At 59.2% G+C, this 18,462-nt stretch carries 16 protein-coding genes; 11 read left to right on the forward strand and 5 right to left on the reverse strand.

Translation table 11 applies throughout. From position 1 onward, the window contains the following. Window position 1 precedes the first annotated feature (1 nt). On the forward strand, window positions 2-730 hold the full coding sequence (locus tag PSPTO_RS11475; RefSeq protein ID WP_005769615.1) for a dienelactone hydrolase family protein: 729 nt from the start codon (window positions 2-4) through the stop codon (window positions 728-730). A 187-nt stretch (window positions 731-917) separates the two neighbouring features. Here the strand turns inward: PSPTO_RS11475 and fabB are convergent, their stop codons facing one another. The 3 genes from fabB to PSPTO_RS11490 form a co-directional block, all read right to left on the reverse strand. Beyond that, window positions 918-2,141, reverse strand: a complete 1,224-nt coding sequence (gene fabB / locus PSPTO_RS11480) for a beta-ketoacyl-ACP synthase I (RefSeq protein ID WP_005769613.1) — start codon at window positions 2,139-2,141, stop codon at window positions 918-920. A gap of 10 nt (window positions 2,142-2,151) precedes the next feature. Then, complete coding sequence (fabA, locus tag PSPTO_RS11485; RefSeq protein ID WP_003379759.1) at window positions 2,152-2,667, reverse strand: 3-hydroxyacyl-[acyl-carrier-protein] dehydratase FabA; 516 nt, start codon at window positions 2,665-2,667, stop codon at window positions 2,152-2,154. Window positions 2,668-2,887: 220 nt separating this feature from the next. Then, window positions 2,888-4,813 (reverse strand): response regulator, encoded by a 1,926-nt coding sequence (locus PSPTO_RS11490; RefSeq protein WP_005769610.1) that lies wholly within the window; start codon window positions 4,811-4,813, stop codon window positions 2,888-2,890. A 320-nt stretch (window positions 4,814-5,133) separates the two neighbouring features. Between PSPTO_RS11490 and PSPTO_RS11495 the strand changes: the two genes are divergently transcribed. The 8 genes from PSPTO_RS11495 (at window position 5,134) to PSPTO_RS11530 (ending at window position 11,406) form a co-directional block, all read left to right on the forward strand. Beyond that, window positions 5,134-6,159 carry an NAD(P)H-dependent glycerol-3-phosphate dehydrogenase gene (locus PSPTO_RS11495; protein ID WP_005769608.1) on the forward strand — a complete coding sequence of 342 codons (1,026 nt, stop codon included), beginning with the start codon at window positions 5,134-5,136 and terminating at the stop codon, window positions 6,157-6,159. A gap of 93 nt (window positions 6,160-6,252) precedes the next feature. Continuing rightward, window positions 6,253-6,543, forward strand: coding sequence for a DUF4389 domain-containing protein (locus PSPTO_RS11500; RefSeq protein ID WP_230692374.1), 291 nt, complete (start codon window positions 6,253-6,255; stop codon window positions 6,541-6,543). Continuing rightward, window positions 6,540-6,995, forward strand: a complete 456-nt coding sequence (gene sixA / locus PSPTO_RS11505) for a phosphohistidine phosphatase SixA (RefSeq protein WP_005769602.1) — start codon at window positions 6,540-6,542, stop codon at window positions 6,993-6,995. Before PSPTO_RS11500 ends, sixA begins: the two co-directional genes overlap by 4 nt. A gap of 67 nt (window positions 6,996-7,062) precedes the next feature. Beyond that, a complete protein-coding gene (locus PSPTO_RS11510; protein WP_005618719.1) occupies window positions 7,063-7,506 on the forward strand; it encodes a hotdog fold thioesterase in 444 nt (147 codons plus the stop codon). Window positions 7,507-7,625: 119 nt separating this feature from the next. Beyond that, window positions 7,626-8,435 (forward strand): alpha/beta fold hydrolase, encoded by an 810-nt coding sequence (locus PSPTO_RS11515; RefSeq protein ID WP_011103894.1) that lies wholly within the window; start codon window positions 7,626-7,628, stop codon window positions 8,433-8,435. After that, a complete protein-coding gene (locus PSPTO_RS11520; RefSeq protein WP_005765844.1) occupies window positions 8,432-9,286 on the forward strand; it encodes an alpha/beta hydrolase in 855 nt (284 codons plus the stop codon). The genes PSPTO_RS11515 and PSPTO_RS11520 overlap by 4 nt, the downstream gene beginning before the upstream one ends. 139 nt (window positions 9,287-9,425) lie before the next feature. Further along, window positions 9,426-10,256, forward strand: coding sequence for a DUF4892 domain-containing protein (locus tag PSPTO_RS11525; protein ID WP_046463559.1), 831 nt, complete (start codon window positions 9,426-9,428; stop codon window positions 10,254-10,256). 100 nt (window positions 10,257-10,356) lie between these two features. After that, window positions 10,357-11,406, forward strand: a complete 1,050-nt coding sequence (locus tag PSPTO_RS11530) for an AI-2E family transporter (RefSeq protein WP_005765838.1) — start codon at window positions 10,357-10,359, stop codon at window positions 11,404-11,406. Window positions 11,407-11,606: 200 nt separating this feature from the next. Here the strand turns inward: PSPTO_RS11530 and PSPTO_RS11535 are convergent, their stop codons facing one another. Next, window positions 11,607-12,641 (reverse strand): sensor histidine kinase, encoded by a 1,035-nt coding sequence (locus PSPTO_RS11535; RefSeq protein ID WP_005765836.1) that lies wholly within the window; start codon window positions 12,639-12,641, stop codon window positions 11,607-11,609. Next, window positions 12,638-13,387: a response regulator gene (locus PSPTO_RS11540; protein WP_007244755.1), complete on the reverse strand. Its 750-nt coding sequence runs from the start codon at window positions 13,385-13,387 to the stop codon at window positions 12,638-12,640. The genes PSPTO_RS11535 and PSPTO_RS11540 overlap by 4 nt, the downstream gene beginning before the upstream one ends. A gap of 258 nt (window positions 13,388-13,645) precedes the next feature. On the opposite strand from PSPTO_RS11540, the gene PSPTO_RS11545 reads away from it, so the two are divergent. Both PSPTO_RS11545 and PSPTO_RS11550 read left to right on the forward strand, forming a co-directional pair. Then, window positions 13,646-15,772, forward strand: coding sequence for a hypothetical protein (locus PSPTO_RS11545; RefSeq protein ID WP_226992691.1), 2,127 nt, complete (start codon window positions 13,646-13,648; stop codon window positions 15,770-15,772). Between the two features lie 296 nt (window positions 15,773-16,068). Next, window positions 16,069-18,390, forward strand: coding sequence for an autotransporter outer membrane beta-barrel domain-containing protein (locus tag PSPTO_RS11550; RefSeq protein WP_011103898.1), 2,322 nt, complete (start codon window positions 16,069-16,071; stop codon window positions 18,388-18,390). Window positions 18,391-18,462 lie beyond the last annotated feature (72 nt).

Here is an 18,462-nt window from a genome sequence, read left to right on the forward strand (position 1 = left end):
AATGAGCAGCACTATCGAAATCCGTTCTGTGGTCTATCAGATTGAAGGTCAGCCTTATGAAAGCCGACTGGTGTATGACAGCAGCGCTACCGCCCTGCAGCCCGGTCTCTTGATGGCGCCTAACTGGATGGGTGTCAGTCGGGGTGCCGAGGACATTGCCAGGGCTGTGGCTGCGAAGGGCTATGTGGTGCTGCTGGCGGATCTTTACGGTCAGCAGCTTCGCCCGAGTAACAATGACGAGGCGGGCGCTGCCATGACGCCGCTCAAGAACGACCGTGGCCTGCTGCGCAAGCGCATGCAGGCGGGGCTCGACCAGTTGTTGAGTCAGGCGGATGTGTCGCTGGATGTGAGCAGAATCGCAACGTTCGGTTTCTGCTTCGGCGGCTGCTGTTCGCTGGAGCTGGCGCGTACCGGGGCCGAGCTGAAAGCGGCCATCTCGTTCCACGGGACGCTGGACACGCCAAACCCTGCTGATGCCAGCAACATCAAGGGCTCAGTGTTGGTCCTGCACGGCGCTTCTGACCCGTTGGTGCCGAAAGAGCAACTGCCTGCTTTCGAGGAAGAAATGAACGCCGCTGGCGTGGACTGGCAACTGCACAGCCACGGCGGTGCATTCCACTCATTCACCGACCCGCACGCCAATGTGCCAGGCATGATGATGTACGACGCCAAAGTGTCGGCCCGCGCGTTCAAGTCGATGCATGATTTGCTGAAAGAAGTGTTTGGCTGAAGGAACAGCTATCTTCCCCTAAGGCGTGCTGGAAAACACTATCGTGCCCACGCTGGAGCGTGAGGAACGGGAAATGCTCTGAAGATCCATCTTCCCCTCAGGCATACCTGGGAGCATTAGCTACTTTGCCCGAACCACAAAAAAGGCGCCTCGAAAGGCGCCTTCTTTGTTTGTGGCAAAAGCAGTATTACTTGCCCGCCCAGCGTTTCAGTACCAGCGTGGCGTTGGTGCCGCCGAAACCGAAGCTGTTGCTCATGACCAGATCGAGCTTGGCGTCTTCACGCGTCTTGAGCAGGATCGGCATGTCGGCGATGGCCGGGTCCAGTTCGTCGATGTTCGCGGAACCGGCGATGAAGTTATTTTCCATCATCAGCAGGCAATAGATCGCTTCGTGAACACCTGCAGCACCCAGCGAGTGACCTGACAGGCTCTTGGTAGAGCTGATGGCCGGCGCGTTGGTGCCGAACACTTCTCGCACGCCTTCCATTTCCTTGGCGTCGCCAACCGGGGTCGAGGTGCCGTGGGTGTTGATGTAGTCGACATCGTTCTTGTCGACGTCAGCCAGGGCCATCTGCATGCAGCGGATCGCACCTTCACCGCTTGGCGCAACCATGTCGTAGCCGTCGGATGTTGCGCCGTAGCCCACGATTTCTGCGTAGATCTTCGCGCCACGTGCCAGAGCGTGTTCCAGCTCCTCGACTACCACCATGCCGCCGCCACCGGCAATGACGAAACCGTCACGCTTGGCGTCGTAGGCGCGGGAGGCTTTTTCCGGTGTCTCGTTGTACTGGGTGGACAATGCGCCCATCGCGTCGAACAGGAACGACTGGCTCCAGTGCTCTTCTTCGCCGCCGCCGGCAAAGACGATGTCCTGCTTGCCGAGCTGGATCTGCTCGACAGCGTTGCCGATGCAGTGGGCGCTGGTGGCGCAGGCAGACGAGATAGAGTAATTCACGCCCTTGATCTTGAAGGGCGTGGCCAGGCAGGCCGAAACGGTGCTGCCCATGGTCCGCGTGACACGGTAAGGGCCGACGCGTTTCACGCCTTTTTCGCGCAGAGTGTCCAGCGCTTCCATCTGGTTGAGGGTGGACGCGCCGCCGCTGCCGGCGATCAGGCCGGTACGAACGTTTGACACCTGGTCATCGGACAGGCCGGAGTCGGTGATGGCATCTTTCATCGCCAGATAGGCATAGGCTGCCGCATGGCCGACGAAGCGATAGATCTTGCGATCGATCAGTTCTTCCAGATTCAGGTCGATGGAGCCGGAAACCTGGCTACGCAGACCCATTTCGGCATATTCCGGGTTGAAGCGGATGCCAGGGCGGTTAGCACGCAGGTTTGCGGTGACGGTCTCTTTGTCATTGCCCAAGCAGGAAACAATACCCAGACCAGTGATAACGACGCGGCGCATGCGAGTACCCTTAGAAATTTTCAGTGGAAGTAAACAGACCGACGCGAAGGCCTTCGGCGCTGTAGATTTCGCGACCATCGACGCTCACGGTGCCTTCGGCGATTGCCAGGACCAGTTTGCCGCGCATGGTGCGTTTGATTTGAATGTTATAGGTGACTTTTTTGGCAGTAGGCAGCACCTGACCGAAAAACTTCACTTCGCCCGAACCCAGGGCGCGGCCACGGCCAGGATTACCCTGCCAGCCGAGGTAGAAACCGACCAGTTGCCACATGGCATCCAGGCCCAGGCAGCCGGGCATGACCGGGTCGCCTTCGAAGTGGCAGGCAAAGAACCACAGGTCCGGGTTGATATCCAGTTCGGCGACCAATTCACCTTTGCCGAACTTGCCGCCTTCTTCGCTGATGTGGGTGATGCGATCAACCATCAGCATGTTGGGGGCGGGCAGTTGCGCATTACCTGGGCCGAACAGCTCGCCGCGACTGCAGCGCAGCAGGTCTTCCCGGGTAAAGGCGTGTTGTTTGGTCATGCGAGCTCCTCAATAATCTTGTGTGGCAGGTTGTGGCGCCACTGGCTCGAACGCCGGTTCTGACGTACCAATTCGCCAGGACCCTGTCCGGCAGCCTACTCATAGACTGTTGCGTTGTAATGAAAGTCACAGCTCAGGTGAAATCAAAGTACACCTGTACACTGAATTTTGTCATCCAGCCGATTTTGCTGGCCGATGGGGTAACCAAGACTGCCGCAATTTAACATTTATCGCCAGTCGCAGGTGCTTGAAAGGATAACCAGCGCTGCAAAACCTGCTGCAAATCAGCATGTTTGAACGGCTTCGGCAGATAATCATCCATCCCTGCCTGTAAACAGGCGTCCCGATCCCCATGCAGCGCGTTGGCAGTCAAGGCGATGATTGGGATCCTTTCCAGTCCGGAAAGTTGCCTGATTTTGCGAGTGGCCTCATAACCGTCCATGACCGGCAGTCGGCAATCCATCAGGATCAGCGCGTAGTTTCCTGCACCGGCTTTCATGACGGCGTCGACACCATCGACCGCGACATCCACTTTGCAGCCCAGATTATGCAACATGGCCTGCACCACGGTGCGGTTTACCGGGTTGTCCTCGACCAGCAATATGCTGCGCTCCTTGCCATACGCATAGAGTGCAGATGGCGGCGGGACGACATCGACCGAAACATAGCGCGAAACCGGCAGAGCGATCTGCAGGGTGAACGCCGATCCCGCACCTTCCACGCTTTCTGCGTAAAGCGTGCCGCCCATGCGTTCCGCCAGCTTACGGGCAATCGGCAACCCCAGCCCGGTGCCGCCATAGCGTCTGGAAATCGAACTGTCTGCCTGCTTGAAGGCATCGAACATGGACTCCAGTCGCTCGGCATCGATGCCAATGCCGCTGTCATGCACCTTGCAGGTAAAACGCAGCTGTTCATCGTCAAGCATCAACCAGTCGGCTTCGACGCAGACCTTGCCTTCCTCAGTGAATTTCAGCGCGTTGCCGATCAGGTTCACCAGGATCTGACGGATGCGGGTCGGGTCGCCGATCACCGTCATTGCCTCCAGGCCCGGCTGGACGTGCAGTTCCAGCAACAGCTTGCGCTGCAGTGCACTGTGGTTGAACGCATGGGTCGAGACGCTGACCAGTTCGGCGAGGTTGAACGCGATGCCTTCCATTTGCAAAGCGTCGCGCTCGATGCGGGAAAAATCGAGGATGTCGTTGATGACCTTCAACAGATGTTCGGTGGACTCGGTGGCCAGCGTCGCGTACTCGCTCTGCTCATCGGTCATGCGCGTGGTTTCCATGAGTTGCAGCATGCCCAGAACGCCGTTCATGGGGGTGCGCAGCTCATGACTCATCATCGCCAGAAAATCCGACTTGGCGCGGTTGGCCCGTTCGGCTTCTTCGCGGGTCTGGATCAGTTGCGCCACCGAGCGCTGCTGTTCAAGGCTGGTGCGGTGCAGGTTCTCCGCCAGGCTATTGATATGCCGAGCCAGCGCTCCCAGCTCGGCATCGTCGCTGACCGGCATGGGTGTGTGGTAGTCGCCCTGCTGAATGGCCTTGAGGGCTTCACCCATCTCGCTGATAGGTCTGGACAGGCTCAATGACAGGCGTCGGGCCAGCAGAAAGGTGAACAGCAGGGCGCACAACGCCAGAATCCCTGCCTTGAGCAGTATCTCCTGCTGGCGTCGATTGAACGCCTCGCTGGACATGCCCACCAGTACGCGACCCAGATAGTCGGGCGACGCGGCGTCCTGCGTTTCCCTGCGTGCTGCGGGAGCGGTGTGCGCCGCTGCGCGCTGGTGACGGATGGGCGCCTGGAAGATTTCCATCTGCCTGGGCTGATGCTCGTTTTCGCGGGTCTGGTCGATGTAGACCATGACGGTGTTGGAGGCGTCCTGTATTTCTACATAACGCACGCTGGGCATGGACAGGGTTGCGCGCATGAGCGACTTGAGCCCGTCGATGTCGCCTGCCGTCACGCCGGGTTCGACCGCCGGGGCGAGTTGATTGGCGATGAGCTGCCCGGTGTGATTGAGCTCCTGACGCAGGTCCTGAATCCGCACGAACGTAAAGAAGCTGATCAGCATAACGGTCAGCAACAGGGCAGGGCCGAGGCTGATGATCTGGGTGCGGGTATTGATATCCCATTGACGGAACTTCATCGGCGGCGCGCCTTGCACGCAGGACGATACGTCGGAACTACGCTTGATGCATCCATGCCTGTTCGCTCAGTGGTCGCGCATCGTCCTGGCCCTGTAACAAACCGGTCGTGGCGATAATTCGTGCAGTGCGCGCATGTTAACCGAGATGGCGCGGCTTTCCAGCCAACTTGTTGCCTGGTAAAGACGTACGGCCCTTGAAGGCCATCTTTGTGGCAGATCATCTCTCTTCATGTTGCTGGCTGCTTTTTGGTGCTGGCTCGTGGCGCAGCGCTCCGTATAATGCCAGCATCGCCATTTGATGGCCCTGGATGGATAGTTTTATGACCACGCAGCAGCCCGTAGCGGTTCTTGGTGGCGGCAGCTTCGGTACCGCCATTGCAAATCTGCTGGCCGAAAACGGTCATCAGGTTCGTCAGTGGATGCGCGATCCGGAGCAGGCAGAGGCGATTCGCGTCAATCGCGAAAACCCTCGTTACCTCAAAGGCATCAAGGTGCGCCCTGAGGTCGAGCCGGTAACCGACCTGACCGCGGCGCTCGAGGTCAGCGAACTGATCTTCGTCGCCTTGCCCTCCAGTGCGCTGCGTTCCGTGCTGTCGCCGCATATCGAGCGCCTGAGCGGCAAGATGCTGGTGAGCCTGACCAAAGGTATTGAAGCGCAGAGCTTCAAACTGATGAGTCAGATTCTTGAAGAAATTGTCCCCCAGGCGCGTATCGGCGTGTTGTCCGGGCCCAATCTTGCGCGCGAAATAGCCGAGCACGCCCTGACTGCCACCGTGGTGGCCAGTGAAGATGAAGACCTGTGTCAGCAGGTTCAGGCTGCCCTGCACGGGCGAACCTTCCGGGTCTATGCCAGCAACGACCGGTTTGGCGTCGAACTGGGTGGGGCATTGAAGAACGTCTACGCGATCATTGCCGGTATGGCCGTGGCGCTGGACATGGGCGAAAACACCAAGAGCATGCTGATTACCCGTGCGCTGGCGGAAATGACCCGTTTTGCTGTGAGTCAGGGCGCCAATCCGATGACCTTTCTGGGGCTGGCGGGGGTGGGCGATCTGATCGTGACCTGCTCCTCGCCCAAAAGCCGTAATTATCAGGTCGGTTTTGCCTTGGGGCAGGGCCTCTCGCTGGAAGAAGCGGTGACTCGCCTGGGCGAAGTGGCTGAGGGTGTCAACACCCTCAAGGTGCTCAAGGTCAAGGCGCAGGAGGTTCAGGTCTACATGCCGTTGGTCGCGGGACTGCATGCGATTCTTTTTGAAGGCCGTACGCTCAGTCAGGTCATCGAGGCGCTGATGCGTGCCGAGCCGAAGACCGACGTCGATTTTATTTCGATTACCGGCTTCAATTGAATTCAATTTGCTCCATTCAACTTCATCAGGGAGAAGGTTTTGAACGAGTCGAAAACTGCTGATAACGAATCGATCCTTCTGCGTATCCTTTGGATGCTGCTGTTTCTGTGTGTGTGGCACGTGGCCCAGATCGTGCTGGCGGGCGTGGTGCTGGTGCAACTGGCGTATCGCCTTATCTACGGCGCGCCGAGTGGCAGCCTGATGAACTTCGGCGATAGCCTGAGCCAGTATCTGGCGCAGATTGGCCGTTTCGGTACGTTTCACAGTGATCAGAAGCCTTGGCCGTTTGCCGACTGGCCTGCACCCCGTGACCCGAACGGTGAAGCCGCGCATCACGTCGCGCCTGCGCCGCACCCGGTTCGCGACGAAGAGCCCAGACTGTGAAGGTCTGGGTGTTGCGTCATGGCGAAGCCCAGTCCCGTGCGCGCAGCGACGCCGAGCGCGAGCTGACGGCGCATGGCCGCGAGGAAGTGCAGAAAAGCGCCCTGCATCTGACCGGCAAGCCCCTCCAGCGCATTCTCGCCAGCCCCTATGTACGCGCCCAGCAGACCGCAGAACTGGTGCGTCAGTCGTTGGGTTTCGACGCGCCGGTGGTGACAGTGCCCTGGCTGACGCCGGATAGCAGCCCGAGTCAGGTGCTGGCACAGCTCGACACGCTGGGTGTCGACAACGTGCTGTTGGTCAGTCATCAGCCTCTGGTGGGTGAACTGATCGGCGTGCTGGTGCATGGCAGCGCGCAGCAGGCCGAACCCATGAGCACTGCCAGCCTGGCCGAGCTGGAAGGCGAATTCGTGGCGGCCGGCACCCTGACACTCAACAGCGTTCGACACGTCTGAACAGGCTGTCCGAACATCGACCTCGCGCTTGTGAAGCAAGCGTAACCCACTCTAAAAAGGATTTGACATGAGCATATGGCGTCAGGCTCCCGACATCGAAGCCCTCATGGCGGCTCAGAAAAACACTATTGGCGAAGTGCTCGACATTCGCTTCGAGTCGTTCACCGAAGACTCGATGACGGCCAGTATGGTGGTCGATCAGCGTACCCACCAGCCGTTCGGTCTGCTGCACGGCGGCGCGTCAGTGGTGCTGGCCGAGTCACTGGGCTCGATGGCCAGCTATCTGCTGGTCGATCCGGGTACGCACTTCTGCGTCGGGATCGAGGTCAATGCCAACCATTTGCGTGGCGTGCGTACCGGGCGCGTGACCGGGGTCGTGCGTCCCGTGCATATCGGCCGTACCACCCACGTCTGGGACATCCGCATCAGCAACGACGAAGGCAAGTTGAGCTGCATTTCGCGACTGACCGTGGCAGTCGTGCCGCATGGCCAGGAGCCGCCTGCCCGCTGAGTATGTATGGTTCGGTACGCGATGGCCGGAGTGCCGCCTGTGATGGCAGTTCCAGTCATTGCCGTTGCTCAAGGCGGCTGCGCACAATTGCGACTCATACGGCCTCTGGAAGTAGTGGCATGTCGCAATCGGTGTTCTTCGCTCACGCCAACGGCTTCCCTTCCGCCACTTACGGCAAGTTGTTCTGCGCGTTGGCGCCGGAATATCAAGTGGCCCACCTTGAGCTGCATGCTCACGACCCGCGTTTTCCGGTGGATGACAACTGGTTGAACCTGGTGGATGAGCTGATCCATCACCTGCGCGAGCAGGCCGGTCCGGTATGGGGCGTGGGGCACTCGCTTGGCGGAGTGCTGCATTTTCATGCCGCGCTGCGTTGCCCTGAGCTGTACCGTGGGGTAGTGATGCTTGATTCTCCGGTGCTGGGGCTGGCGGACAAGCTGTTCATCCGCGCAGCCAAACGCCTTGGTTTCATTGACCGCATCACCCCGGCAGGTCGCACACTGGGCCGTCGTGATGCCTTCGCCGACCTTGATGCGGCCCGTACTTATTTTGCCAGCAAAACCTTGTTTCGCCGGTTCGACCCCGACTGCCTGACGGCATACCTGCAACACGGCTTACAGCAGGACGGCGAGCAACTGCGTCTGCGCTTCGATCCGGCGACAGAGATCAGCATCTATCGCAGCATTCCCCACACCAGCCCGTTGCCGTCGCGTCAGCTCAAGGTGCCGCTGGCGATGGTGCGCGGCAAGCACAGCCGGGTCATCATGCCGCATCATGGCTATCTGGCCCGGCGTATGCGCGATGGCGAATACCTGTCCATGCCCGGAGGGCACATGTTTCCACTGGAACGCCCCGATGAAACGGCGCAGTTACTCAAATCGCTGTTCGCACGCTGGGATGCGCGACAGCTGCAACGGGCGGGCGCATGAGGCTGGCTGTCGAGGAAGTGCGCTTGAACCTTGGGCATATAGAGCTGGCGGCCCATCTGTTCGGCCCTGAAGACGGCCAGCCGGTCATCGCGCTGCACGGCTGGCTCGACAACGCCAACAGTTTTGCCCGGCTGGCCCCGCACCTTGACGGTTTGCGGATCGTCGCGCTGGATCTGGCCGGGCATGGCCACTCCGATCATCGCCCGGCGGGTGCTGCCTATGCCTTGGCCGACTATGTGTTTGACGTCCTGCAGGTCGCCGAACAACTGGGCTGGCAGCGCTTTGCCTTGTTAGGGCACTCGCTGGGCGCGATCATTGCGGTGTTGCTCGCAAGTTCGCTGCCCGAGCGGGTTACGCGCTTGGCTCTGATTGACGGGCTTGTGCCGCTGACCGGTGACCCCCAGTCTGCCGCCGAGCGTATGGGCGCAGCCTTGCAGGCGCAACTGGCGCTGTCGAACAAGAAAAAACCGGTCTATCGGGATCAGGAGCGCGCCGTTCAGGCGCGCATGAAAGGCATGCTGGCGGTCAGTCGTGGGGCGGCCGAACTGCTCGCTCAACGGGGTTTGATGCCGGTGCCGGGCGGTTATACCTGGCGCAGCGACAGCCGCCTGACTTTGCCCTCAGCGATACGGTTTACCGAGCGCCAGGCGATGGCGTTCGTTCACGGCATTCGCTGTCCGACACAATTGGTGATTGCGTCGGACGGCATGCTGGCGAAAAAACACGAGCTGCTGTCCGGCCTGCCGTTTGACGTTGCACGGCTGCCCGGCGGGCATCATTTGCACCTGGACGACGAGGAGGGAGCGCGCTCTGTTGCACACTGTATCAATCGCTTTTTCGCTGCTTCTTGACTTGAGGCCGGCAACTGCCGACGCTGGGCGGGTTGAAACAGGAGTCAACCGTGATGGATCAACCCGCAGCCCGCCATGATCGCCTTGCAGGCGATTACCCACATCCTTTCTTTACGCTTGCCTGCCGATGAGAGCACTCATGCTTTTAACACGTGTTCCAGTCGCCGCGTTGTGCGCAGTCATTTTCAGCGGCCTGTTCAGCAGCGCACTCAGCGCCGACGATCTGGAAGGCAGCCGTGATCTGGACATTGTGCCGCGTCTGGCCGATGCCGAGATCGTTGACTACCGTCCCGTCGCCGAACTGGAGCGTGTCTACCCGATGGGCTCGATCCGCAAGATCAGTGGCCAGTTGCGATTCGACGGACAGGTCAGCGCGCGCGGCAACCTGACCTCGGTCACCTATCAGTTACCTGCCGAACATACGTCCGACGACGCTTTTACCGCCGCGCGCCAAGCCTTGCAGCAGCAGGGCGCTGAATTGCTGTTCTGGTGTCAGGCACGCGACTGCGGAGAAAGCAGCCTGTGGGCCAACGAAGTGTTCGGCAACGCCAAGCTGTTCGGCGCGGACGACCGGCAGGCGTATCTGCTGTTGCGCATGGCAGAGCCCCGCAATGACACTCTGGTGGCGCTCTACAGCATTACCCGCGGCAATCGTCGAGCCTATCTGCACGTCGAGCAGTTCGAAGTCGCTGCGCCACTGGGCGAGCTGCTGCCCACCTCGGCGACGCTGCTGCGTCAATTGAAAAGCACCGGCAAGCTGGAACTGCCCCGGCTTGCCGGCGAGCCACAAGAGGCTTGGGTCACGCTGGTTTCTCGCGGCCTCAACCTCGACAGTTCACTGCGTTTGATCGTGTCCGGCGTCAGCGCAGGTGCCTGGCGTGACGCGTTGATCGGCAAAGGTGTTCGCGCTGCCCGGCTGGAGACCGGGGCGCTCGATGGCAAAGGGCTGAAAATCGAGGTCATCCGCTAGTCACTGATTGGCGAACATGGCGAACATGGCGAACAACGGCTGACGCCAGCCCTGTTCGCCTTTATGCTCGCTACCTCCGAGCCCTTCTGATGGATGCCGCATGTTCAACAATGATCGTTTGCTGGTGCAGATTCTGCTGCTGGCGCTATTCGGCGCCTGTCTCTGGGTAATGGCACCGTTCTGGTCGGCGCTGGTCTGGGGCGCGGTGCTGGCGTTTGCCAGTTGGCCGTTGATGCGTTTGCTGACGCGCTGGTTCAAGGGCCGTGAGTCGCTGGCTGCGCTGGTGATGTGCTTGTGCTGGATGTTGCTGGTCGCGGCACCACTCGTCTGGCTGGGCTTCAATCTCGCCGACCATGTGCGTGACGCCACGGCGTTGATCAAGGATATACAGGTCGACGGGCTGCCTGATCCGCCGCAATGGCTGGCGGGTATTCCGCTGGTGGGCGAGCGCCTGGTGGGGTTGTGGACCACCATTGACCAGCAGGGCGCGGCGTTCATGACCACGGTCAAGCCGTACCTGGGCGAGGTCGGCAACTGGTTGCTGGCGCGCAGCGCGCAGATCGGTGGCGGCATCCTCGAGCTGACTCTGAGTATCGTTTTCGCCTTTTTCTTCTATCGCGACGGTCCGCGTCTGGCGGCGTTCGTGTTGAGCCTGCTGGAACGCTTGATCGGTGACAGGGCGCAGTATTATCTGGACCTGGTTGCAGGCACGGTGCAGCGGGTAGTCAACGGTGTGATTGGCACCGCAGCGGCGCAGGCGTTGCTCGCGCTGATCGGTTTTCTGATCGCAGGCATTCCTGGAGCGCTGGTGCTGGGCATTCTGACTTTCCTGTTCAGCCTCATCCCGATGGGCCCGCCGTTGGTCTGGTTGCCTGCAACCGCCTGGCTGGTTTGGCAGGGCGAGTATGGTATGGCGATATTTCTCGGCATCTGGGGCATGTTCGTCATCAGTGGCGTGGACAACGTGCTCAAGCCTTACCTGATCAGTCGGGGCGGCAATCTGCCGCTGGTGATTGTGTTACTGGGGGTGTTTGGCGGGCTGCTGGCGTTCGGCTTCATCGGCCTGTTCATCGGCCCGACCCTGCTGGCGGTGGCGTACAGCCTGTTGACGGACTGGGTTGGCAGTGAACGGGCGCGTAACCCGCGCTAAGCACTCATCATTATATGCAAATCTAACTGACGATCGTGCCGAGGCGGAGCATCGGTACGATAGTCACACACGTCTAAGAAACAGGGCGCATGGACAATCGCTTTCGTGAGCACGCTCACTCCCGCGGAGTTTTATACCCGTCGGCTGCTGTCAGTTGTCGTGGTGATGTAGGCTTTGTACAGGGCGCGATACTCAGTGCGTCAAAGGCGCGGCAGGTCCAGTACCGCCGTCAGACCACCGCCCGGGGTCTGCGCCAGCGACAACTGCCCGCCGATGCGGCGCGCAGCCTCGCGGGCGATGCTCATGCCCATGCCGATGCCGCCGGAGTTGCGATTGCGCGAGCTTTCCAGGCGGTAGAACGGTTCAAACACCGTCTCGTGAAACTCCGGCGCAATGCCCGGTCCGTGATCAACCACCGACACGCGCACGTGATCTGCGCTGTCTTCAATCACGATGCGCGCGCTACCGGCGTAGCGCAGCGCATTGTCGACCAGATTCTGCAGGCACGAGCGCAGCGCCATCGGTTGCGTCCTGAGCGGTTTGCACTGCCCCTCGTACTGCACGTCGTCGCCATTGTCCTGGGCATTTTCGGCCTGGGACTCGATCAGCGCCTGCAGGTCAAACTGCTGCAAGCCCTCGGTGCGCCGATGCTCGTTGAGGTAGGCGAGCGTGGCATCGAGCATGCTGATCATGTCGTTGAGGTCCTGTGTCATCTGGCCGTGCAGTCTGGGTTCCTCGATCTGTTCAACGCGCAGTTTAAGCCGCGACAGCGGCGTGCGTAGGTCATGGGACACCGCCGCCAGCATGCGTCCACGTTGCTGCATCTGGTCGCGCACTTTGCTTTGCATCAGGTTGAACGTCTGCGCGGCCTGACGCGCCTCCCTGGGGCCGCTGATTTCCAATGGCGGGCTGTCGAGGTCCTCACTCAGGCGCTCGGCGGCGTCACTGAGTCGCTGTATCGGACGGCTGAGTGCCTTGGCGCCATACCACGCGGCGATGATCATAGTGATGAACTGAAAGAACAGCACTATCGCCGGCCCCCCCAGGATCGGCGGCCTGTGCATCGGCCTGTCATCAAATTGGCCGTGCGCAGGCTCGAAGTCAGGCCTTGGCGGCGGCATGGGGCGCATGCCGTATTGCGTGAACCAGATGAAGGCCAGCAAGTGCGCAAGCAGAATAGCCAGCAGTGCACCGCCAAACAGCCGCGCAAACAGGGTGTCGAACCTGCGAATCAACCCAGCTCCCTGGCATCGAACAGATAGCCTTCACCGCGTACGGTCTTGATCAGTTGCGGATTCTTCGGGTCGTCGCCGAGTTTCTGGCGCAGGCGCGAAACCAGCAAATCGATACTGCGATCAAACGCCTCTATCGAGCGGCCTCTTGCAGCATCGAGCAACTGTTCGCGGCTCAAGACTCTGTGCGGTCGTTCGAGAAAGACGCGCAACAGGCGAAACTCGGCGTTGGACAGCGGCACCACCAGCCCGTCGGCGGCCGTCAATTGACGCAGGACGCTGTTCAGGCGCCAGGCGTCAAAGCGAATGGTCGTGCGCTGATCGCTGCGTTCGTCGCGTACCCGGCGCAGGATGGTCTGGATGCGCGCGACCAGCTCGCGCGGTTCGAACGGTTTGGCCATGTAATCGTCGGCACCCAGCTCCAGGCCGATGATCCGGTCAGTCGGTTCGCAACGTGCGGTCAGCATCAGGATCGGAATGTCCGAAGTGCTGCGCAACCAGCGGCACAGCGACAGGCCGTCCTCGCCGGGCAGCATCAGGTCGAGCACCACCACATCGAAGGTTTCATCGGTGAGTGCCTGACGCATCTGCGAACCGTCGGTCACGCCGCGGGCATTGATGTTGAAGCGCGTCAGGTAGTCGCAAAGCAGTTCGCGAATGGCCACGTCGTCATCGACGATCAGCGCCCGCACGCTCCAGCGCTGGTCGGTCGATGTGGCATCAAGGGTGTTCTCGGGAAGTGCTTGCATAGTGCGTCTGTCGCCTGCGTGTGCCGCCGTTGTCTGGCCGCTGTTGAAGATCAACGCTGCCGCTCATGCTACTTCGCCGTGAGGCTCGGCGGTAGGGTGACGCTGGCCGATGTCAGGCGGATGTCGTGAATGTATCGATACGGATACATAGAGATGAGTGAACGAACCACGACGCTTACGCCTTAAAACGAAGATTGTCTAGCTAGCACTTCTACCAGTATCGCGGTGCCCTGATTAAGCCTTAGGTTGCTAGCTAGCATGACGGAAACCCGTGATCTCTCCGGTTTCGGCTGGCTTAAACGTCCGGTGAGCGGTTGCGGTTGCGGTTGCGCCTGTTGCCGCCAGGGCTTGATGGCGGCTGATCGTTATGGAGAACGACAAATGGACTTGCACGAAGAAAAAAAAACGGCTGAAGAGGTCCGCCAGGCGGTACGCAAGAAGCGCCTTGAGCGTTCTCGCGAAAGAAATTATAGGCTGGAAGCTGCGCCAGTGGCATTGGGTGCTTTGCTACCAATTTCGGGCGATGATCGAACCCTGTGGCCAAAGACTCAATGGGAAAACCCTCTGACGCTGACTCTTCCAAGATCTGATTTCATAGAATACGGTTATGGTGAAACACTCGAGTATAAGGTTAACGGCAGTCACCTTCAGACAAACGTGCTGGACAGCCCCTCCGATGTTGAAGTTATAGTCCCCGTGGACGTCATTAAAGAGGCAGGGCGTTATTTATTTTCATATCACTATACCCAATATGATGGCAACGAGGCTGACTCGTCAGAACTCCAATTCACCGTTGATAAAGTTCCGCCAAATGAGGGCGACGAAGGCCCGCCTCCTACACTGCCTGTCGAGGTGGTGACGAACGGTCTGACGCTTCAATACCTGAACGACAATGCTTACCTGGATATTTCGGTCTCGCGCACCAAGGACATGTTAGCGGGTGATAATTTTTTTATTTCATGGGTGCCCTCATTGCTCACTTCCCGCCAGAGTGATCCATTTGAACCCATTACGAGCAAACCAATTACGGTAGACGATGTAGTCCCGGAAGCGGGTGATCCGGTTGTCCGCCTCGAAGCCGACTTTGTCAAAACGCTGTCTCAGGGAAGAATAGCGGTTGTCTACCGTTATCAAGATCGCACGGGTAACTTTGGGGCTTATTCGGGTGCGACCTATATAGAGGTTGATCTCAATCCTGGCCCTGCTGGGCTTCAAACTCCAGAGGTCGACTTGGCGTTCGATGGGTGGATCGACAGAGCCGACGCTCTGTTAGGCGTTGAGGTCGAGATTCCTGCGCCCAGTTATGAAAATGCGAAACCTGAAGCAGACCAGATAGAAGTTGTATGGGAAAACACCCGGCTACCGCTGGTGCCGGTGTCTAGCTTTCCGATGGTTTTCCCGATCCATTGGGCCACGCTGTCAGCGCAAGGTGCAGACAATGCGCGCACCTTCGAGGTTGGCTACAACGTCGTGCGTGGAGTGTCGAAGACTCCTTCGCCGAGACTGACAGTGAACGTTAACTTCAGTGTGGCTGGCCCGCCCCCTGTCGGGCTTGATCCTGTAAACATAAATCTCCCCCCGGTGGTCGTAAAAAGTCGGAATTCGTCTGCGCCGGATAATCAACTGACGGAGGCCGATCTGGGTTTGTCTGCCACGGCGCAACTGCAACTCTATAACGAAGTCCAAGCAGGGCAGGTGTTGAAACTTTACTGGGGTACTTTGAGTGATCCTGTCAGTGAAATAACGCTGACCACTGAGTCGCCCGGTGCAACGGTCGCCTTTGAAGTTGCGTGGGCGGATATTGTCAGGGGGGGATACAACGAGAAGCTGCCGATCTACTACACCACTTCGAACGGCATAAACGTACAGCAATCCGCCCTCACCGAGGTGAGTGTCACTATCATTCCCATCAAGGGATTGGTCGATGTGGAGTTTCCTGGACGCTGGAGTGGAAGTCCGGCAGACGAACCGTTCATCAACTGTGGTAGCAAGCCGTGGGAGGGTATCGATGTTGTGATGCCAGGCAATGCTGCCGACATGCAACCGGGTGATACCGTCGTGTTCAGTTGGCGGGGATACAGTGATAGGGATGGCACGATGCTGATACCCGGAACGGAGTTTACCTTTGATCCGATTACCGTGACTCCCGAGCACGTGGCACAGGGTATTGAATTCAAGGTGCCTTATGCGGATCTTGTAGAGCCTGTTACCAACGGCAGCGGACTTTTTACCTATGAGTTGTCCAAAGACAGCGGACAGCGAGGCTCTCATTCAACACGCGTCCGGATCAGTCGAAAAACGGGCTCGACCTTTTGCTCTGCAAGCTCTCGCACGACCTGTATATCCGGTGAGGACAGCGGGCTGGAAACTGGCGATGCTCAGTAATAGATAGCGCTGTTTTATAGCGTCGCAGGGGTGTGCGTTTCAGTAGGTCGGCATCTTTCAGGGTGCCGACCTTGGGACCGTGCTCTAAGGACATTGCAGTTGTGGTGTAACAGCAGTGCAGGGGGAATCGCCACTCGCAGTGTTGGTAGGAATATTCCTACAGTAATGTCGGAATTGCCTTGCATTTTTGTCGGATATACGTCGGTAGGATCCGCAGACGTCCTACAGCTCGCTTTTCTTTTTCTTAAGACAGATATCGAACGGGCTTACATATTTCCTAGATCGAGGAAGCTGCCATGATGCTCCGCCCCCCCTGCGCCCTGCATCTTTTGCCCGTTGCCATAAAGTGCCTGGCACTTGTTCCTGCGCTATTGATCAGCAATCAAGTGTTTGCCGCTACTGTCCCGGTAAAAGACGAGGTGATGGACATCGATCAATCCAGCCCCGTCAATAATTACGTGTTGTCCAGCGACGCAACGCTGAATGTGAATGGCGGAAGCCAGCACGGCAGGGTTGACTCTACGGGCTCCATGCTGAATATCTCGGCCGGGTCGGCCCTTGTGGCTGCCACGTTGCGTGGCGGTTCCGAGCTCACCATGAATGGCGCTGCGATCAGCAATGGCCTTAGCATCACTAACAGTCTCGGGACTGTTTCCAACAGCACCATCGCCAATGCCAGCGGTATCGGTCTGAGCGTCAATCGATTACGGGACCTGACAACCGGCTCCAGCGTGAACCTGACCAACAGCTCCAGCAGCGGCGCATTGGCGGGTACAGTGGTCACGCATTTCAGTCAGCTCGGTCTGACGGGCTCGCAATTGGCAGGCACCGGCGTCGACGGGGTAGGTTTGCGCCTTAATGCCGGTGCAGCGCAGGCCAGTGCCAGCAGTATCGTGGGCACGGTGAATGGCGTTGCGATCAGCTCCGAGGAAGTCTACACAGAGGCGTCACTGAAGCTGGACAGCACGCAGGTGGTCGGGCAGACGGGGGCCGCTATCCGGATTGCCCCATTGATATCAAGGTTGCCAGGCTCCGTTGTGGCGTTAGATGTCAGTAATGGTTCCAGCCTGACGGGTGGCAACGGCAATATGCTGGAAGTCACCGGCGGCTCCTCGGCCGTGATGAATGTGTCGGCAAGCAGCCTGAGTGGCAACGTGCAGGTCGAGTCCGCGAGCGCCGTCACACTCAATCTCGACAACAGCAGCATGACGGGGGATGTACTTGCCGAGTCGGGTGCGCTCGCCGATGTACTGCTCGACAACAACTCAGTGCTGACCGGGCACCTGGAAAACACCCGCAGCGTCGCCATCAACAATGGCGCGCAGTGGGCCATGATCGGCAACGGCAACCTTGCTGAGTTGACCCTGAACGGTGGCTCGGTCCGGTTTGGCGACGCTGCCGGTTTTTACACACTGTCGGTCGCCAATCTGTCCGGCAATGGCACGTTCATCATGGATGTGGATTTTGCCGCGGGTCGCACAGACTTTCTCGATATCACCGGCAGTGCGACCGGCAGTCACTCGCTGCTGATCGGCAGCACCGGCACTGAACCGTCTGCCGACACCAGCCTGCATGTGGTGCGCGCTGCCGCCGGCGATGCGGATTTTTCCTTGGTTGGCGGGGCGGTCGACCTCGGTGCCTGGTCCTACGATCTGGTCAAGCAGGGTGCCAATGACTGGTACCTTGACGCGCAGACCCGCAAGGTCAGCCCTGCTGCCGCCACTGTAGTCGCGTTGTTCAATACGGCACCCACCGTATGGTATGGCGAGCTGACCTCACTGCGCACGCGCATGGGCGAATTGCGTCATAACGGTGGGCAGTCGGGCGCGTGGATGCGCACCTACGGCAACAAGTTCAACGTCTCCGATGCGTCAGGTTTCGGCTATCAGCAAACTCAGCAGGGCTTTTCGCTGGGCGCGGACGGCAAAGTCCCGATGGGTGACGGGCAATGGCTGGCGGGTGTGATGGCAGGGCAAAGCAGTTCAGACCTGAGTCTGGACCGTGGTGCCAGTGGCAAAGTCGACAGCTACTACGTCGGTGCCTACAGCACATGGCTGGACAGCGATACGGGCTACTACTTCGACGGCGTGCTCAAGTTCAACCGTTTCAATAACAAAGCCCGCGTCAATCTGAGCGATGGCACCCGTACAAAAGGCGATTACAGCAACTCGGGTGTCGGTGCGTCGCTGGAGTTCGGACGCCATATCAAGCTGGACAATGGTTACTTTGTCGAGCCCTACAGCCAGTTGGCCGGCGTGGTCGTCGAAGGCAAGGATTATGAGCTGGACAACGGCATGCGTGCCGAAAACGACCTGACGCGTTCGCTGGTGGGCAAACTCGGTGCGACGACCGGGCGCAACTTCGATCTTGGGCAAGGCAGGACGGTCCAGCCTTATGTGCGTACGGCCTGGGTTCACGAGTTTGCAAAAAACAACGAGGTTCAGGTGAACGACAACGTCTTCAACAACGACTTGTCGGGTTCGCGTGGCGAGTTGGGCATTGGTATAGCCGCCTCCCTGTCGGAGCGCTTTCAGGTGCATGCCGATTTCGAGCACAGCAATGGCGATAAAGTCGAGCAACCCTGGGGTGCCAGCGTAGGTATTCGTTACAGCTGGTAAACAAAACGAAAGGCAAAAGGGAGGTCACGATGACCTCCTTTTTTATAGGCGTCAGTTTATCGGCAGTGTCTG

The organism is Pseudomonas syringae pv. tomato str. DC3000 (genome assembly GCF_000007805.1).
GTDB classification, from domain to species: Bacteria; Pseudomonadota; Gammaproteobacteria; order Pseudomonadales; family Pseudomonadaceae; genus Aquipseudomonas; species Aquipseudomonas avellanae.

What these genes read in the sequence shown, in the direction of transcription:
- PSPTO_RS11475 (WP_005769615.1), top strand. Translation starts at nt 2, where the DNA reads ATGAGCAGCACTATCGAAATCCGTTCTGTGGTCTATCAGATTGAAGGT.
- fabB (WP_005769613.1), bottom strand. Translation starts at nt 2,141, where the DNA reads ATGCGCCGCGTCGTTATCACTGGTCTGGGTATTGTTTCCTGCTTGGGC.
- fabA (WP_003379759.1), bottom strand. Translation starts at nt 2,667, where the DNA reads ATGACCAAACAACACGCCTTTACCCGGGAAGACCTGCTGCGCTGCAGT.
- PSPTO_RS11490 (WP_005769610.1), bottom strand. Translation starts at nt 4,813, where the DNA reads ATGAAGTTCCGTCAATGGGATATCAATACCCGCACCCAGATCATCAGC.
- PSPTO_RS11495 (WP_005769608.1), top strand. Translation starts at nt 5,134, where the DNA reads ATGACCACGCAGCAGCCCGTAGCGGTTCTTGGTGGCGGCAGCTTCGGT.
- PSPTO_RS11500 (WP_230692374.1), top strand. Translation starts at nt 6,253, where the DNA reads ATGCTGCTGTTTCTGTGTGTGTGGCACGTGGCCCAGATCGTGCTGGCG.
- PSPTO_RS11510 (WP_005618719.1), top strand. Translation starts at nt 7,063, where the DNA reads ATGAGCATATGGCGTCAGGCTCCCGACATCGAAGCCCTCATGGCGGCT.
- PSPTO_RS11515 (WP_011103894.1), top strand. Translation starts at nt 7,626, where the DNA reads ATGTCGCAATCGGTGTTCTTCGCTCACGCCAACGGCTTCCCTTCCGCC.
- PSPTO_RS11520 (WP_005765844.1), top strand. Translation starts at nt 8,432, where the DNA reads ATGAGGCTGGCTGTCGAGGAAGTGCGCTTGAACCTTGGGCATATAGAG.
- PSPTO_RS11525 (WP_046463559.1), top strand. Translation starts at nt 9,426, where the DNA reads ATGCTTTTAACACGTGTTCCAGTCGCCGCGTTGTGCGCAGTCATTTTC.
- PSPTO_RS11530 (WP_005765838.1), top strand. Translation starts at nt 10,357, where the DNA reads ATGTTCAACAATGATCGTTTGCTGGTGCAGATTCTGCTGCTGGCGCTA.
- PSPTO_RS11540 (WP_007244755.1), bottom strand. Translation starts at nt 13,387, where the DNA reads ATGCAAGCACTTCCCGAGAACACCCTTGATGCCACATCGACCGACCAG.
- PSPTO_RS11545 (WP_226992691.1), top strand. Translation starts at nt 13,646, where the DNA reads ATGACGGAAACCCGTGATCTCTCCGGTTTCGGCTGGCTTAAACGTCCG.
- PSPTO_RS11550 (WP_011103898.1), top strand. Translation starts at nt 16,069, where the DNA reads ATGATGCTCCGCCCCCCCTGCGCCCTGCATCTTTTGCCCGTTGCCATA.